We start from the raw sequence: 17,626 nt of genomic DNA, 5'->3' as shown, positions 1-17,626 counted from the left end.
TTGTAAAAAAAACAACTAAAAGCGGTAATTTAGTATTGTATTTGTATTAGTATTTTTTCATAATCACCTAAGTAATAACCCTATCCAAATTTTTAAACAATCCAGTAAGGAAACGAATTTGAAGAAGAATTTTTGGCACAATGAATACCAGGTTGAAAAAATGGTTTAGAAATAAACCTGATTTGGGAAGATCCCAATTTTTTTTTACCACATTACCAAACTTAATATTCTCCAAGTTTTTTTGAAATAATGAAAACTAAGGAAATTGGTTTCCCAACCTCTGCAGCTTATTTTTTTGGCTAAGTTAAATTCGATTAGAGCGAAAATTCAGATCCAAAAGTACCAAATTGAAAAAGCCCGGAGTTTCTTCCGGGCTTTCAGTTAACTTTTTCTTCTCAGTGCTCTCTTCCACCAGGGGAGTTGTACCTCTTCATGGTAACCGTAGGAATTGTTACCATACCCATATCCGTAGCCATACCCGTATCCGTAGCCATAGCCTTTATCAATATGCAGGTCATTGAGAACTCCATACATTTTGGAAACTCCACCTTTCTCCACCAAGTTGTTCAGAATCTGGGAGTTGCCTTTCATGGAAAACCCTTGACGGAAAACAAAGAAATTCACATCCGAGAAACTGAAAAGTTCTTTAGTCTCAGACACCAATCCCACAGGAGGACAGTCGAAAACCACCACATCGTATGAATCTTTGATTTCATTGACAATCAGTCTGAATTTTTCCTGAAGGAGCAATTCGGCAGGATTTGGCGGAATAGGTCCGGAAAGGATGACGTCCAGATTTTCATACCCTGAGGACTTTACGACATCCTTCCAGGAAATATTACTGCTTAGGCAGGTACTCATTCCCTTGTCATTGACCAGATTAAAGTCCTGCGCAATTCTAGGTTTTCTTAAATCAAGTCCAATCAAGATGGTTTTTTTACCCATCAAGGCGAAAACGGAAGCCATGTTCATGGAAACAAAGGTCTTTCCTTCCCCGGAAATTGAAGAAGTAAACAGTAGGGTCAGATTTTGCTTTTGAGGACTCAAATAGGCCAAATCTGCGCGGAGGGAGCGGAAGGATTCCGTTACTGTTGATCTTGGATTATTAAATACCGGCAGGGCATCGTCGGAATTGTTTCTCCCGATCATACCGATCAAAGGCACTTTGATCTGCTTTTCAAGTTCTTTAGGATCCTCGATACTGGTATTTAGGAAATCTTTGACAGTTATAAATCCGATCGGCAGGATTAAGCCCAGAATCAAGCCGATCAGAAGGTTTAGGCTTCGCTTTGGAGCAACGGGAGCTTGACCTGATTTGGCAAAGTCCAGGATGCTGTTTTTAGGCATATTTGAAGCTTTTGTGATTTCAGCTTCAGCCTTCTTCTGGAGTAGGTAAACGTAGATGTTCTCGTTGATGGTAAACTGTCGCTGGATACTCAGCAAATTACGCTCGGTCTGAGGAAGTGAGTTAACATCCCTTTCGATCATCCTGATTCGGTTGTTTAAATCTGCTAGTACATTTTGGGTGTTTTGAAGGGCAAGATTTACGTTCTCCTGCAAAGCTCTTCGTGCATTTTGAATTCTGGTAGCATTTTCTCTCACCGCTGGAGTTTGATCAGAAAAGTTTGCCTTTAACCGGGTTTGTTCGGCTTGTAGTTCACTTAATGACTGAACCAAAGAATTCAACAAGGGATCAGTTACCCCAATAACCGAAGGTGCCACCAAATCACTGGATTGGTTGTTTGCAAGGTAAGCTTTCAGTGTCTGGTAATATTTCAGGCTGACCTCAGTTTGTCCCTTCTCTTTTTCCAGTTCCTGAAGTCTTTCAAAAATCACTGACCCTTCCTCAGAAAGATTAAAAACCCTGTTCTCGGTCCGATATTGCTGCAGTCTGTTTTCCGAATATTTCAGGGAATCAGTAATTCCGCTAAGCTGCTGATCGATAAACAGTACCGTGCTTTCGGATGCTTTGTTTTTCTCATCCAACTCACGTCTGAGGTACATTTCCATCAGCTTGTTGATATAATCCTGACCGAGCCTTCTGACAGGAGTTTCCAAACTCAGGTTCAGGATAGATGCCTGTTTGTTGATGGGAGCTACGGTCAAATCCCCCCTAAACTTCAGAGCCAGCGTCGGTGTATCCAGAATTTTAAACAGAATTTCATCACCAGGAAGAGCATTGATCTGATCTATTTTAAAGGAAAATCCTTCCCCTGAAACAGTTTCTCCGAACGTAAAGACCTCTTTGAGTTCGATAGCCCCCTGGTATTGTGATTTAAAAAACTTATCCGTGGGAGAGTAAACCGAAAACTCCTCTTCCACTACAGTCAATAGATAGCTAGATTCGTTTACCACCTCCAGTTTAAACATCCCTCCTATCAATTGGGGTTGGGTCCAATCTACGGTAACCAAAACCGGAACATTCCCATAAATCTGGGAGGTGGTCAAAAAGCCCTCTTTAAAATACTGGACATTTAGTCCCAAAGCATCCACGGTCTCTTCTGCAAGTGAATAGGATTTGAGGATCCCGATCTCATTTTCAATGTTATTTTTCCCCTGCAACATTCCCAAACCACTGGATTCAAAAAGGTCAGTTCCAAGGCTGGGCTTGTCGTCGGCAACCAAAATACTGGATTCCACTTTATAGATGGAGGTGGCATACCGGTTGAAAAGAAAAGCCGACAATACGCCTGCAAACATGAAAATCAATATTACCGGCCAGTATTGGAGATAATTAAAAAGGATAACTTTCAAATCAATCTCGTCTTCCTGGTGGACCATAAAGGGAGATTGCTGAACTTGATTTATCTGAGGTGAGTTGGGATACATTTGATTATTTGGCGAAAAGATTAACTAATAAAAGTACGGTGGTCAATACAGAGGCAAACAATAAAATGGATTGCGCTGCATTTTCACCTGCTCCTACTTCACGGACCTTCATCGGCTCCGCATAAATCTGATCATTGGGTTGGATAAAATAATATGGAGAACTGATCAATTGCCGGTCGTTCAGGTTGAGACGGTGTAACTTTGTTCCCTCGGGATATTGTCGAATGAGCAAAACTTCATCCCGCTTGGCAACGACATTTAGGTCTCCGGCATTGGCTATAGCCTCAAAAATGGTCATTCTGTCCTGAAGCACCACAAATTTACCGGGTCTTCTGAACTCTCCCAGAGCCGAATATCGGATTCCCCCCAGCTTGACTTTAACATAAACTTCGGTGGTCACGTATTTTCTTAATTCGGACTCGATCTGGATTCTGGCTTCGTCCACCGTTTTGTCTTTTACATTGACTTCTCCGATGATCGGAAGTCGGATATTTCCGATTTTGTCAACGGTATACCCGGTCATGTAATAGACATCTCCACCGTTTTGGCCTGCAATATTGCCTATTTGATTATTCATCACGGTAGCTTGGTTGTTAAACCCGTTTTTAATCATATCATCTACTGTCTGGATGTTGACGTCAATGATATCATTAAACTGGAGTTTGTATTCCGGGATTTCGTAGGAAATCAGTTCACCTTCATTAATTGGCTGATTGTCCTCAAGATTTTGCAGGTAAATGATTTTCTCATTTGAAACACAGGCAATGGTTGCCAAAAAAACGAGACCCAATGCCACTACCCTGTAGAATTTATGCATAAAGTAATTTTAAATATCCTAAGTCAAAAACTGGGCAAACATAGGGATTTTCCTCAAAAAATCTGGGATTTTCATCCAATCAGAATTTCAAAGCACCAAATGACCCGGCAATTCAGCCTCATTTTCAATCTGTTCCAACTTAAATTAAATATCCTTTCCTTTCACAACCAAAAACCAATCCCCTTCCAACTCCAGGTATCCAAAATCATAGCAATACCGATAGGAATTCCCCTTTTTACTCTGGTAGGTATGGGTAAAAAACCTGAAGTTAAATCCCGCCCGCATTAGCCTTTCCCGGGTCGTTTTGGTTAATTCCTCATTCGCAGGAATCAGGGACTCCAAAATATTCCGGTTCTTTTTTAGGGTATTGTTGATATTGCGAATCAAGTTGACAGGGATTGCATTTTGCTGGTTATTGTAGGTATTTCTGCAACTGTCATCACAGAATTTTTTATCCATGCGCCCTTGAATGGGCTTTCCGCAATTTTGACAAAGTCGTATTTCAGTAGGCATTGGTGAAAAAGTTTGATTCAATTTTATGATTATCCGCAATCCGGCCAGAAGAAATTTTTTGAGCTTCTTAGAAGCGGATAATCGTCAACGGTTAACCGACCACCGCTGCCTTAATTGAACTCCAAACCTTGGAATATTTAAACAGCGGCAAGAAAGCGGATAATCAAATTCAATTTAAATAATTAGGCGATTATTTTCAGGTCCGGCAATAAATTTTGTAACCATTCGCAATTCTGCCAGTTGACGGATATGCCGTTGGTTTTGGACTGGAAGACCGAAGAATATAATTGAGCTCAGCAAGGAGGAAGTGCAAGAATTAAGTTCTTGGAATGTATCGAAAATACAGCTCTTGGTCCCATTGGGAGCTCGGTTTCACATGTCCTGCAAGCTAATACCTCTGAGACTAGTTTTTCCGTCATTTGAATATTCCGGCCTTATTGACTTCCCAATTTTATTAATTTCCATTATGAAAAAATTACTGACGGCTGTTCTGATTTCAATTTTTTGTATCCCAGCATTTGCCCAGGATGAAAGTGACCTTGGATCCTGGTACATGTATTTTGGAAATTTTCGCTTTTCTGAAACTCCCTGGGCTTTACACGGAGAGGTCCAATACCGAAACAACAATTTTCTGGGAGATTTGGAACAGCTGCTTCTCAGAACCGGAGTTCAGTATAATCTAAAATCCGGTCAGGTGAGCTTTTTGGCAGGTTATGCATCTATTACTACCGGAATTCCCGGCGATGATTCAGACACTTTTCATGAAAACAGAATTTATCAGGAAGTTATTTTGAGGCAAAAGCTGGGGAGAGTCGGATTGATGCACCGGTATCGATACGAGCAACGTTGGATTGCCGAAAATGACTTCAGAACGAGATTTCGGTATGCAATTTTCGTCAATGTACCCTTAAACAAAAAAGAACTGAATGAAAAAGGAGCTGTCTATGCGCAGCTTTATGATGAAATTTTTATCAATGGAGAAAAACCAGACTCCTCCCCTTCAATACAGTTTTTTGACCGCAACCGGATTTATTTAGGCCTGGGTTACCGAACGTCTACCAAATTGGCACTTCAATTTGGAATCATGGAGCAAACGGGCAATAACTTTTCAAAAACCCAGCTCCAATTCTCTGCCTTTCATCAGCTTTTCTCAAAAAAGCAAACTCAATAGAAAAAATTCATAATCTAATTTTCATGAAATCACACAATATTGATAAGATATTGATAAATTAGGTATTCTAGAAACCTGAAAAATAGGGACTTGGCCAAACAATATTCTAAAACACATGGTTAGTCCCAAAAGTGTTTTCAAAAAATAATCGGTCAACCAAAACAATACTGTTATGAAAGTCTCTTCAGTACTCCTGATCCTGCTAGTGGTACTAACCGCTTCCTGCTTTTCATCCAAAGACTATGTCACGGATTACGATTACAACTACACCGGATCCTTCAAGAGGTATAAAACTTTTGCATTTGTAGAGGCTACCGGGCAGGATTCTTCTGTTTTGTTCAGTGTACTGAATGCCACCATCGGGGCAAGATTAGGTTCACAGGGTTTTCGTGAACAAGAAACCAAACCAGATATGCTGGTGAGCTATAAGATTTTTTCGGATTCCATCAGATACCGGGGATATGTTCAGCCTGAATTTGATTATTGGCTAAACCGAACTGGAATGACCTACCGAAATGATGAAGGTGAAATCGAGCGGGAGCAGGAAAAAGACGAAACTTATAATCAGGTCAGGTATTCCCAAAACAACGGCATGCTGGTGATCTATGTGATAGATTCCAAAAAAGGGAATACCATCTGGCAAGGCTATACTGCGGCAAATTTTGATCTTGAATCTCCCAGTTTCCAATCAGACATCACAAGAGCAGCTTATCGGGTAATGAATGAATTCAAAATCATCAACAGATTAATGGAGTAATTTAATCCAATACACTCATTTCGGGGAGTATCTCCCCAGTTTTCCCAAAGTTGTCCCGATATTTCGGGACATTTTTTTTTGCCTTAATTCTTCCCAAGAATCATAAAACATGCTGGAAAAATCTCCTGGAGGCACTTTTTTAATTTAACTCAGGTGGCATTACAATAAAATCAAATGTTCTGGCGGCCTATTTGGATAAGATGTGGAAATCAAGAAACCAAAAAAATGAAAAAATCACTTATTCTCGCAGGTGTCCTTGGACTTAGCCTTACTGTTTCCTGTGTATCGAAAAAGAAATACACTGAACTGGAAAGCAACCTTTATAAGACACAATCTGAACTTGCAGCCACCAATCAGGAAAAGGCCGAGTTGGAAGAAAAAATGACGGCAATTGAAGCACGGGTAGCTGAATACAACTCGCGGATCAATTCTTTAAGAGAAACGAATGACCAACTGACCGAAACTAACAGCGGAATGCTAAGCATCGAAGGAGCAACCGTGATGTCAAAAAATTCCAAAGCAAAAATGAATGAGACCTTGACAAAGGTAGATCAATCAAAACTTGCGGAGGCAAAAACACTTGAAGATTCGGTTAATTTGGCAGTTGAGTATAATCTGAAGAAAAACATTACCTCTCAAGCTGGCGGCGAAGAAGGAGATGTCACAATCGACATTGATAAGACCGTTGTGATGATTTCAGTTTCTGACAAGTTGCTTTTTCCTACCGGCAGCTATAGAATCAATTCTAAAGCCGAGCCACTTTTACAGAAACTTGCAGAAGTGATCAATGCAGAGCCAAGCTTGCAGGTGATGATTGAAGGGCATACCGACCCACGAACGATCTCTAACGGCGTACTTGAAGATAACTGGGATCTATCTGTAAAAAGAGCAACGTCTATTGTCAGAATGCTTCAATTGAAATATCAAGTTGCTCCGGAAAAAATGATTGCTGCTGGAAGAGCTTCTTATGTACCTGTTGTCGACAATGACACCAAAGAAAACATGGCCCTCAACCGCAGAACTCGCATCGTATTGATTCCGGATTTGGATATGTTTTTTGCAATGCTTTAAGCAAACTAACTACCTCAATTATATATCCAAAAGGCAGGTTTTCATGAACCTGCCTTTTTTTTGCACAAAAGAGAATGTTAAGAGTTAAAAAGTTAAGGGTTAATGGTTACTTGGGAATAGTCCGTATTGTGGAAAAGCTGGACAACAATTTGACGGAATCTAAAAAGTGCTGAAAGCACGATATTATTACAGCCTAGGGTGCAGCTTAACGGAACCCTAGGCTAATAAAACATCAAAAGGCAAAATCCCTCGGCCATGGAACAAATTGAAATTCGAAATCATCGTGCCGAGGAGGGAATGGATTTTCGCCAGATCTGAATTACAAATCGTTTGATTGGTCGTCTGACTTTTCCAAAAGTTCAACAGCGATATAAAGCTTTCAGGTTATTCCTCAATCTCCAAAGTACCCAAAGCGAACTTCATCAAGATCTCCTGAAAATATAGGGTAAAAACAGCCTGAGCCTGTTCGGCTTGAGCTCTTACCATGGCTTGATTAGCGGTCGAAATATCCACAAAGCTGGAAAGTCCCAACCTGAATCTTTCGCTAATAGCTTTAAATGCCTCCTCCGCTGCCAAAACCTGAACCTGGGAATTCTTCTCTTTACGAAGTGCCGCCAGGTAATTCTGGTAGGACAATTTTACCTCCTGATAGACTTTCCGCTCAGTGGATTCCTTGCGAAGCAATTGGTTTTCATAGTTGGCCCTGCTTCTGGTAACATCCAAACGGGTTTGAAAATTGGTGAAAATCGGAATCGCCAATCCCAAACCAAGGGTATTCTGAGGGTAAATTTTCAGAAACTGTTCCCTCAGCGTACGCTCATCAAGCGAGGTAAAGAAAGTGTTGTAATTATAAAAAGCGTTAATTCTGGGATAATACATGGCCTTTACAGCCTGCATATCCTTTTTGAAAGAAGTGGCTAGAAGACCCTGCTGACTCAGATCCTGGCGGTTTGATTTTGCAAGTTCATAGAGTTGATTGATGTCCATTCCTTCGAAAGAACTGCTTTCCCGGATTGGTTCCACGGCTTCAATTCTCGGCACAACACCGGGAGCCAACTGTAAGTATTCGGTCAAAAGCCACAAATCGTTTTCAAGCTGAATTTCCGCATCCACTTTCACAGATTCCAGTCTTGCAACTTCAGATTGTTGGTTGTACAAATCAGAAATAGTCCGCAATCCGGCATCCACAAATCCTTCGATCTGAAGCAATTGTTTCTTCTGGTTTTCAAGGTTTTCGGATGCTATCCGGTTCAGTTCCTGATCCAACAGAACTTGAAGGTACCTTCGGGACACATCGAAAATCACTTGCTGCTTTGCACGGTTTAGGCCTTTTTCCCCTGCTTCCAAAGCAAGCTTGGCAGATTGGGTATCAAGAATTCTTCGACCGGAGTTGAATATGGGCATGTTCACGTTCAGGTTTCCGCTGACGATGTCGTTGGTCACATTTGTAACCACGATTTCCCCTTCCACCTGTTGAAATTGCTGTCCCGACTGCCGGGCAAAGTTCGAGCTCACTCCCACATTAGGTAAGTGAGAAAGCATAGCCACTTGCTTTTCTTTTTGGAGGATTGCCAGGTTGTTTTCCTGAATTCTATATTCCAGATTTTTGGTCAGCGCAAGATCCACCGCCATTTGAAAATTCAAAGGGATAGTGTCCTGAGCCTGAATTTTGCCAGTAATCAATACCCCACCAATCAGGGCAATTCGCACATATTTAAGATGTAATAACTTCATCTGTTTCTATTCTACCGTCTACTAAAGTGATTAATCGGGTGCCAAAATCGGCGTTTTCACGGGCATGGGTTGCCTGGATGATAGTCGTTCCTTCTGCGTGTAATTCTTTGAATATCTCCATGATTTCTTTTGCCTGTGCCGAGTGCAGATTTCCGGTTGGCTCATCTGCCAAAAGCACTCTTGGCCGGCCGGCAATTGCTCTCGCAATCCCTACCAACTGCTGCTGGCCACCGGATAACTGGGCCGGAAAAAGGTCTTTTTTTGCCACCATATTGAATCTGTCCAAGAGGTTAGCAATAATACTTTTCCGCTCGCCCGAAGACACATTTCTGTAGAGCAAAGGAGTCTCAATGTTTTCATAGACGGTGAGTTCGTCGATCAGATGGTATGCCTGAAAAATGTACCCAAACTCGCCTTTGTGAAGGTTAGCCCGCTCTTTGTCTCTCATGTTCCGGATATTTCTTTCTGCAAAAAAGTAATCTCCATCATAGTCTTCATCGAGTAATCCGAGAATATTCAAAAGGGTGGATTTCCCTGCACCGGAAGGCCCCATCAGGGTAATAAATTCGCCTTCGTTAATCGTCAGGTGAATTCCTTTGAGGATAAATACACGCTGAAAACGGGATTCGATGTACTTATCAATTTCTTTGAGTTGGATCATTTAGGATTGAAAGATTGTAATATTTGAAAATTGTAAAATTAGTAGATTTGATTTAGGGTTTTGATCAGCATCTTTTAGTCACTTTTTAAAGTTTTGGATGGATTCAGTGTAAAGACCTTCCAGCTGCGGTAGCCGATAGTAACCAGCGCCAAAAGCAAGACTACCAAAATAGCGCTTAAATAGGGCCAAAGTCCCACGGTGGCTCTATTCGCAAATGCTGCCAGCCATGCATTGCTAAACCAGATTCCAAACCCTATCGCCAATACTGCTGAGATAGCCAAGAGTCTGAAAAAGTCAGCTGAAAGTACTCCGATCACATCTTTTTGAGTTGCACCCAGTACTTTGCGAATGCTGATTTCGCGAGTTCGTCTCAAGGCAACATAGGACACCAAACCAAACAATCCCATGCAGGCGATGAAGATCGCAATTCCGGAGAACAATCCGAAAATTGCCCCTACCCGCTCTTCGGATCGATACATCTGGGCATATTCCTGATCGATAAACTTATAATTGAAAGGTCGGTCCGGCACCATCTTTTTCCAGGTTGATTCCAAGGTAGCCAGATGTTCGGCTGGATTACCGGCAGGCATTTTCACCAAAAGCACATTGGCCTGATCAGGATCGATGAAAATGCCCAAAGGTTCAACTTGATGATGAAGAGAATTGAAATAAAAATCTCCTACAACAGCTTTCACATAAGCCATGGATCCTCCGTAACTCACCTTTTTCCCTATAGCATCTTCTGGACTCCAGCCCAAACGCTCCAACGCAGCTTCATTTAGGATTACCGGAAATTCAAGAGAAGAATCATTGCCAACATTTCTGGAAATATCCTGCTCGGTAAAGTTTTCACCAGCCAAAATTTTCAGTCCGATCGTATTTACAAGGTCTTTGTCCACAGAATAACCCGTGATCATAAATTCCTTTTGATTATCGCCGCCGGGAAAAATCGTGTATCCGGCCTTAATGTGAATCGGCATATCTGCTGCCAAAGCAATTGACTCTGCCGAACCGGTCCGAAGCATCTCCTGCTTGACGTACTCGATAGATTTACGCATGTTGTAGTGATAAGGCAAAGCCACCACATGTTCGCGCTGATAGCCCAGATTGACATCCTGCATGTAGTCAAGTTGGGATTTGACCACAAAAGTAGCGATCAACAATCCCATGGAAACAAAAAACTGGAATACGACCAATGACTTCCTGACCCAAGCTCCCCCACCTATTTTCACCTTGTTTCCCAAAGCCTTGATAGGTTCCAAGCCTGAAAGAATGACGGATGGATACATACCAGACAAAAGTCCAACGACAATCACCAATCCAGCCAAGACCAGCATGCCCGGCAAAGAAAATAACAGGCTTAAATCCAATGGAACTCCGCCCAACTTGACAAACTGGGGAGCAATGAGGTAAATAATCAGCAAACTCAACACCGCCGCTCCAAATGTCAAAATCATGGATTCAGATACAAATTGACCGAAAAGTTGGGGTCTGTCCGCTCCCAACACCTTTCTGAGCCCCACTTCTTTGTTTCGCTCGGTGGCTTCTGCCGTGGCAAGATTTACATAATTGATGATTCCGATAGCGATCAAGAGAATGGCTACCACTCCAAAAATGTAAAGGTATTTCACATCAGTTCCGGGTTTTACAGAACTAAGGGCTTGGTCGCCCAAGTGGATATTGGTGACTGGCTGAGTGAAAAAAGCAGTTTCGAAACCATATTCTTTCTGATCCTCTCCCAGGTACTTTTCCACCATTTGGGGAAGCTTGGCTTCAAAAGCCTCCAAATCAGCATCAGCCCGGAGTTTTGCATAGCTGTAATAATTACTGGGAGACCACTCCGGATTTTTACCATGGCGGTGGGTTTTGAAGGAAGCCAAAAAGTCAAAGTCCAAATGGCTGTTGCTTGGAAAATCCTCCATGACTCCGGTAATCAGGTATTCCTGTCCGTCCACTTTCAGGGATTTTCCTTCTGCATTCTGAGCTGATCCGAAATATCTTTTCGCGGTATTTTCAGTCAAAACGAGCTGATTTGGCTCATTGAGTAAATTTACTTTTTGCCCCGCAAGGATTTCAAAATCGAAAACCTTGTAAAAATTCTCGTCAACAAAGGCAAATCGGGACTCTTCCTGGTTGCCCTCTCCTGCATCCACCATTACAGAAGTAAAAATACTCAAGTCAAAAACCAAGGTTCCTGTTTCCACTTCCGGAAATTCCTCCATCAGCGTCGGAACCAATTTCGAAGGAGTAGTACTTACCAGTTGTCTTTCACCGCCGGATACAAACTCCTGGTTGAACTTGTAAATCCGGTCTGAGCCGGAATACATGCGGTCATAGCTCCATTCGTGATAGATATAGAGCGAAATCACAAAAAAACTGACCAATGCGATAGTCAGACCCAGAAGGTTGATCCCTGTGTAAAGCTTCCGCTTTTTCAGGTTTCTAAAAGAGACTTTCAGGTAGTTTTTCCACATGGTTTCGGATTGGAAAATTTAAAAATTGAAAGATTTGAACATTGTCATCCTATGCTAATTGGTATAATATTCGGCAGCACGTTCATGATTTTTTTTCCAGACCGTGCCAGCCCCATTACAGGTCAAGTTATCCTACTATTATGCCATAAAAAAAGCCTCTGAATTAGCTCCAGAGGCATTTTTTAGAATTCTTTCCTAGTATTTTCTCGAACATTTTTGTTCGCCAGCGAACAAATCAGTGATCAGTTTCCAGTGTTCAGTCTCAGTTATTAGTTTCTAGTGTTCGGTCTCAGTGATCAGTGTTCAGTCGAAATGATCAACCCGAACGGCCACAACTCACTTCTTACCATTTACCACTTACCTAATACTTGACTCGAGGGCTTCAACTTAAAACTTGCGATACTTCCCGCCAAGAAACTCATTGGCTTCCTTCTCAGCGAACTTGGCTTTTTTGCTATCCCAGTGCAAAGTCTGGTTTGGAAAACGACCGGCGATCACTCCAAGCAAAATAGTTTCAGTCAATCTAGCTGCATATGAAAACGGCGCTGTGCATTCTCCTTGGCCCAAACAGGCATCCACAAATTGATGGTAGTGTTTTTTGCTCTCCGCATCGTAGTCTTTCACCGGTTTGCCCAGGTTGAATTTCTCAATATCCATTTCCTTGTACTGCCCGTCCACGATCAGTCTTGGTAGTTGCTGAAAATGTGGAAGTAACAACCTTCCTTTTTCCCCCATAAACATCGCACCTTGATCCGGAAGTTTTTCGCCGTTTGGCAGCTTTAGGTCCTCATGTTCGGCTGGCGCACCCGTTCCATCATACCATACCCACTTCAGAGTCTCGGCGGTATATGGAGTCGAAGGAAACTCGTAAGTCACCACATTATGCTCAGGGAACCCAAATCCAGTCGGCTGACGGGTTTCATTGATAATAGTCCTTGGCACGTCTAGTTGTAGTGCATTATAAGGGGTGTCAAAAATATGCACACCCATGTCTCCAAGCGTCCCGCAACCAAAGTCCATGATCTTTCTCCAGTTGCCCGGATGGTAAGCGCCTTCTTTATAGGCTCGCTCTGGTGCTGTGCCCAACCAGAGATTCCAGTCGAGATTTGCAGGTACAGGATCACTTCCTGTCGGTTCAGGACCGTCAAATCCCCAGTTTTTGGGAGACCAGGCTCTTACTGTATTTACCTTACCGATAATGCCATCCTGAATCAACAGCGTCGCAAGCTTGTAATCATAAAACGAGTGTACCTGAATTCCCATTTGGGTGACGAGGTTCTTTTTCTCAGCCAGTTTTTTCATCGCTCTAGCCTCAGTCACATGGTGAGTGAGTGGCTTTTGGCAATAAACAGGCTTGTCCATTTTCATCGCCATCATAGAAGCCGGGGCATGGGTATGATCAGGAGTCGAAACAATCACCGCATCGATCTGATCGCCCATTTCTTTCAGCAAAACCCGGTAATCTGAATAGGTTTTGGCATTGGGATGAAGTGCTTTTGCTCCTGCCATAGCTGAACTGTCCACATCGCAGAGGGCAACTACATCCACAAGGCTATGGGAAGAAATGGCGTCCAAATCAGCCATTCCCATTCCACCTAGGCCGATATGTGCAGTTCTCAGTCTGCCTGCTGCATTTGCTTTTGCCAAAAGAGAAGGTGCCAAAGCCAAGCCCAGAACCCCCAGACTGCTTCTCTTGATAAAGTCTCTCCGGTCGATAAATTGGATCTCTTTACTCATGATTTTTAAAATTTTATTAATGGGTTGATGTTAACTCTTTGATTCTGATGTTTCGAAACCGAACCACGTCACCATGGCCCAAAAATCCGATATGTCCAGTGCTTCGCTGCAAACCCGGATGGTCTTTCTTGTCCAAGGTGCCGTTTTTGCTTGCTTCATGATAATCTCCTTCCAAGATGGTCTCCCCGTTCAGAATGACCGTCACTTTGGGATGCTTTACGATTACCTCCTGGATGTTCCATTCGCCAACAGGCTTCAAAAAGCCTCGTTTCGCCGGGATCACGCCATATACCGAACCGTGGTATTGGTAAACCTCCAATTCGGAATATTTTTCCGCTTCATTGTCCAGTATTTGGAGTTCGATTCCCTGATAGGCTGCATCTCCAGAGAGAGGCGCATGGATTCCAAGTCCATTATTTGCTCCAGGTGTCAGTTGAAACTCAAATCTCAAAATGAAGTCACCGTATTCTTTTTCAGTGAACAAATTGCCACCTCCGGTGCCTTTTGGCTCGATCACGATCATCCCATCTTTAGCTTGGTAGGATTCCTTGTTACCCACCCATCCATCCAGGTTTTGCCCGTTGAAAAGTTCTGTGAAACCTTTCTCGCTGCTTTGCTTTTGGCTGCTGCAAGAAGCCAAAAATGCTGTGGCTACCAATAAGATGAACGACGGAAGCGAATTATACCTGAGTGTCATGATTTTTAAGATTGAGCTGTGGCAGGCACAAAACTAACCGACTATTTGGCTTTTCCAGCGATTTTCTACGCAAATACCTTCTTTAAAAAAATTTATTACTTCAATGGAGGTTTCTTTAATTTTTAGGAAAAGCTCATTCGCCCTAAAGTCCAAAAAAATCAGGCCTGAAAATCACTTTTCCGGGCCTGAGATTTCATTCAGCCAATTAGCTTTTATCCAAAAATAAAATTCCTTTTTACTCCAGGATTTAAAATTTACGAATTGGTCTCGACAAGCTCGACCACCGAAAAATTGTTTTAAGTTGGGGAGGTGAAGGAAAGGCGGCTTCACCGCCTTTCCTTCACCTCCCCATAGACTGAGTGCTATCGGACACCGAACATGTCGAGGTGCAATCAAAATACTTGAACTGAGCTTGTCGAAGTATAATTTATCACTGGATCCAAATTATTCATCCTTCAGCACCTTGGCAGGATTGGTCTGGGCAGCCGCAAAGGAATGAAGACCCACGATCAACAGGCAAATTGCAAGAACTCCCAATCCCGAAAGTCCAAATAAAGCGAAAGGCATGTCAATCTTGTAAGTGAATCCGCTGAGCCAATCATTCAGGAAGTAGTAAGCCGGATACACCGCCAAGGCAAATGAAACCAATACCAGCAGGACGTACTCTTTGGATATTAAACTTAAAATCTGAAGAATGGAAGCTCCCAACACCTTTCGGATTCCTATTTCCTTGGTTCTTTGGGCAATGGTATAGGAAGAAAGCCCAAACAAACCCATCGCCGAAATCAAAATCGCAAGGATACATGCTCCGCCCAGCACATTTCGGATTTTCAGGTCTTCTTCGTAAAAGCGCTCAATCTGCGAATCCATAAACTTAAACTCGGCAGTTTCATGAGGGTAAATCTCCTTGTAGGCTTCCTCGAGCTCCTGCTTTGCCATTGCGAGATTTTGACCTTTTTCCAATTTGACTGTAATGGATTGGAAATATTCTCTATTCACTGTGAACAACAAGGGGCGGATTTCCTCGCGGAGGGTTCTGGAGTGATAGTTTCCAATGACACCCACAATTTTTTTCTGACTTTCATTAAATCTGACTGCCAATCCAATCGCTTCTTCAGGTGTTGCAATTCCGGCTTCTTTGAGAAAATTCTGATTGACTACGATCTCATCTTCTTTGTTGGACCCAGAAGTACCAGCCAAAAGCGGAACACCATTGACACCTACAAAAGCTGAATCCACATTCATGACCTGGATATAAATCTGCTTTTCTGTCGTATCCACCGGCACATAAGCATCAGAAGTCCAAAGGCTGGTTGAGGAAACCAAGCTTCCGCTCAGGCTGGTTCCTTTTACTATACTTTTTTGGTTTAGCCTATCCTGAAGCTGGACCATTTTGTCCGGGGGAGAAAGAAAAGGCAGAGAGGCATACATGACTTCCTCTTTTTCAAATCCCAAAGGCTGGCTGGAGACAAACCTGATCTGCTGATTGAGTACCAAAACCAGAATGATAAATGCAATCGATGCTGAAAACTGGAGGACGGTCAGATTTTTTCGGAGAAAAATACCCATCGAAAATCCCCTATGTCCTGAGATTTTCTCGCCTTTCAAAGCTCTTTGCGGCTGATATCCGGACAAAATCAGGGATGGGTAAATCCCGGAAATCAGCGTGATCAGCAAGGGAAAGCCTAAATAAAACGCCAGGTTTTGAATGCTCAGGTGTTCGATGACAAATCCATCCGGAAGATATCCCGAAAACATCATTTTCAGGAGCTCCACCATAGCAAGCCCAAGACTTGTTGCAAGTAAAACGATGAGATAGGTTTCTGTTAAAAACTGAAAAATAAGCTGAAGTCTCCTTCCCCCAAGGGTTTTGCGGATTCCCACTTCTTTGGCCCGTCCGATAGCCTGGGCAGTTTCCAGATTGATGAAATTCAAAGTAGCCAACACCAAGATAATCAAACCAATATAGATCAGTCCCTGAAGAAAAACTCTGGATACAGTGGTGTCTGTGTAATTGTGTGTGAAATGAAGTTCGGACAGAGGTTCTACCAAAAAGGTGGTGCTTCCCTCCTCCTCTTCGGATTTATAATTCTTATCAACAATGGCCTTCAGCGCCTCATTAAGGTGATCCGCGCTTTTTCCTTCCCCTGCTTTAATGAAGAGTTGAGATCCGGAATTGACATTGCCCCAATGGTGAAGCCCATACAATTCATCCTCCTCTTCAGTATCAATGGTGCTAAAGGAAATGAAGTCCGTAAAAATGAAGTCGGTTTTGCCGCTGAAATCCTCCACCACGCCGGTGATCCTGGCAATAATCGAATCAGAATCTACCCAAAGCAATTCTTTTCCCAAGACCGAGGCTGCATCTGATCCGGGGAAATATCGATTCAAACTGGCTTCAGAAATTACCGCAGTATTCGGTTCGATCAGTGCCGTTTCAGGATTTCCTGCTAGCCATTTTCTTGGAAATAGTTTGAAAAACCCAAGGTCTGAAAAGGTCACCCCGTCAATTCTGCCATAAACCTTATCCTCTGTGGGATTGGCTACCATGGTTTCACTGAGTGTGTAAAGCCTGGCCTTTTCCTCAATCCCTGAAACTTCGTCTTTTATCACCTCGCCCAATGGACCTGGCGTTCCAGAATTGGGATATGTTTCGTTCCCCCAATCCGTCACAGTGGTTACCCTGTAAATCCGATCCAAATCCGGATGAAATTTATCAAAGCTATAAGCGTGATAAACCAGGTTGAAAATCAAAAAACAAATCGAAATCCCCAGCGACAAACCCAGCACATGGATTGCCGTCCTCAGTTTGTTGCGGGTAAGATTCCTCCAGGCGATTTTAAAGTAGTTTTTCAGCATTTGAATTGAAAGATTTCAAAATTGAAAGATTGGAAAATTATGGCTTGCAAGTTTCAAAAGTGGTAATGTTTTAAAGTTGTTAGGTTGTAAGGTTTCCTAAGGTCAAAGGCTTAAACACTATCCAAGACCTCGTAAATCGTATTTCGTAAATCGTAATATTCTTTGCCTCTTGGTTCTTTGCTTCGACTCCGCTACCAATGACGAGATAATATTTATTTTGATTTTATTCAATTATCGAATGTTTATTTTGTCTGGTATACTTCCATATTCATTTCTGCTGCAAGCTTGAGAACATATTTCTTTTTT

General features: G+C 42.5%; 12 protein-coding genes. 3 read left to right on the top strand and 9 right to left on the bottom strand.

The genetic code is table 11. The features are described from left to right. Positions 1-381 precede the first annotated feature (381 nt). From B0E43_RS22445 to B0E43_RS22435, 3 genes are all read right to left on the bottom strand, one after another. Complete coding sequence (locus B0E43_RS22445; protein ID WP_077353656.1) at positions 382-2,829, bottom strand: polysaccharide biosynthesis tyrosine autokinase; 2,448 nt, start codon at positions 2,827-2,829, stop codon at positions 382-384. Between the two features lie 4 nt (positions 2,830-2,833). Next, positions 2,834-3,646, bottom strand: coding sequence for a polysaccharide biosynthesis/export family protein (locus B0E43_RS22440; RefSeq protein ID WP_077353655.1), 813 nt, complete (start codon positions 3,644-3,646; stop codon positions 2,834-2,836). Positions 3,647-3,790: 144 nt separating this feature from the next. Next, the gene (locus B0E43_RS22435; RefSeq protein WP_077353654.1) at positions 3,791-4,159 is read right to left on the bottom strand and encodes a DUF2116 family Zn-ribbon domain-containing protein; all 369 of its coding nucleotides are present in this window, start codon (positions 4,157-4,159) and stop codon (positions 3,791-3,793) included. 466 nt (positions 4,160-4,625) lie between these two features. Here B0E43_RS22435 and B0E43_RS22430 point away from each other — a divergent pair, with 466 nt between their 5' ends. The 3 genes from B0E43_RS22430 to B0E43_RS22420 all read left to right on the top strand — a co-directional run bounded on the left by B0E43_RS22430 (position 4,626) and on the right by B0E43_RS22420 (position 7,158). Beyond that, a complete protein-coding gene (locus tag B0E43_RS22430) occupies positions 4,626-5,330 on the top strand; it encodes a DUF2490 domain-containing protein (RefSeq protein WP_077353653.1) in 705 nt (234 codons plus the stop codon). Positions 5,331-5,502: 172 nt separating this feature from the next. Then, complete coding sequence (locus B0E43_RS22425) at positions 5,503-6,087, top strand: DUF4136 domain-containing protein (RefSeq protein ID WP_077353652.1); 585 nt, start codon at positions 5,503-5,505, stop codon at positions 6,085-6,087. A gap of 225 nt (positions 6,088-6,312) precedes the next feature. After that, positions 6,313-7,158, top strand: coding sequence for an OmpA family protein (locus B0E43_RS22420; RefSeq protein WP_077353657.1), 846 nt, complete (start codon positions 6,313-6,315; stop codon positions 7,156-7,158). Between the two features lie 384 nt (positions 7,159-7,542). Here B0E43_RS22420 and B0E43_RS22415 read toward each other — a convergent pair whose 3' ends face one another. From B0E43_RS22415 to B0E43_RS22390, 6 genes are all read right to left on the bottom strand, one after another. Then, positions 7,543-8,892, bottom strand: a complete 1,350-nt coding sequence (locus tag B0E43_RS22415; protein ID WP_077353651.1) for a TolC family protein — start codon at positions 8,890-8,892, stop codon at positions 7,543-7,545. After that, entirely contained in the window at positions 8,873-9,553 is a 681-nt protein-coding gene (locus B0E43_RS22410; RefSeq protein WP_077353650.1) for an ABC transporter ATP-binding protein, read from the bottom strand. The genes B0E43_RS22415 and B0E43_RS22410 overlap by 20 nt, the downstream gene beginning before the upstream one ends. 74 nt (positions 9,554-9,627) lie before the next feature. Continuing rightward, on the bottom strand, positions 9,628-12,027 hold the full coding sequence (locus B0E43_RS22405; RefSeq protein ID WP_077353649.1) for an FtsX-like permease family protein: 2,400 nt from the start codon (positions 12,025-12,027) through the stop codon (positions 9,628-9,630). A gap of 387 nt (positions 12,028-12,414) precedes the next feature. Then, entirely contained in the window at positions 12,415-13,764 is a 1,350-nt protein-coding gene (locus B0E43_RS22400; RefSeq protein ID WP_077353648.1) for a Gfo/Idh/MocA family oxidoreductase, read from the bottom strand. 16 nt (positions 13,765-13,780) lie between these two features. Then, a complete protein-coding gene (locus tag B0E43_RS22395) occupies positions 13,781-14,461 on the bottom strand; it encodes a DUF1080 domain-containing protein (RefSeq protein ID WP_077353647.1) in 681 nt (226 codons plus the stop codon). 444 nt (positions 14,462-14,905) lie between these two features. Continuing rightward, the gene (locus B0E43_RS22390) at positions 14,906-17,320 is read right to left on the bottom strand and encodes an ABC transporter permease (protein WP_077353646.1); all 2,415 of its coding nucleotides are present in this window, start codon (positions 17,318-17,320) and stop codon (positions 14,906-14,908) included. Positions 17,321-17,626: the final 306 nt, after the last annotated feature.

Origin of the sequence: Algoriphagus sp. A40, assembly GCF_002002735.1 — a bacterium.
GTDB lineage: Bacteria > Bacteroidota > Bacteroidia > Cytophagales > Cyclobacteriaceae > Algoriphagus.
This window is presented reverse-complemented; position numbering and strand designations above follow the sequence as displayed.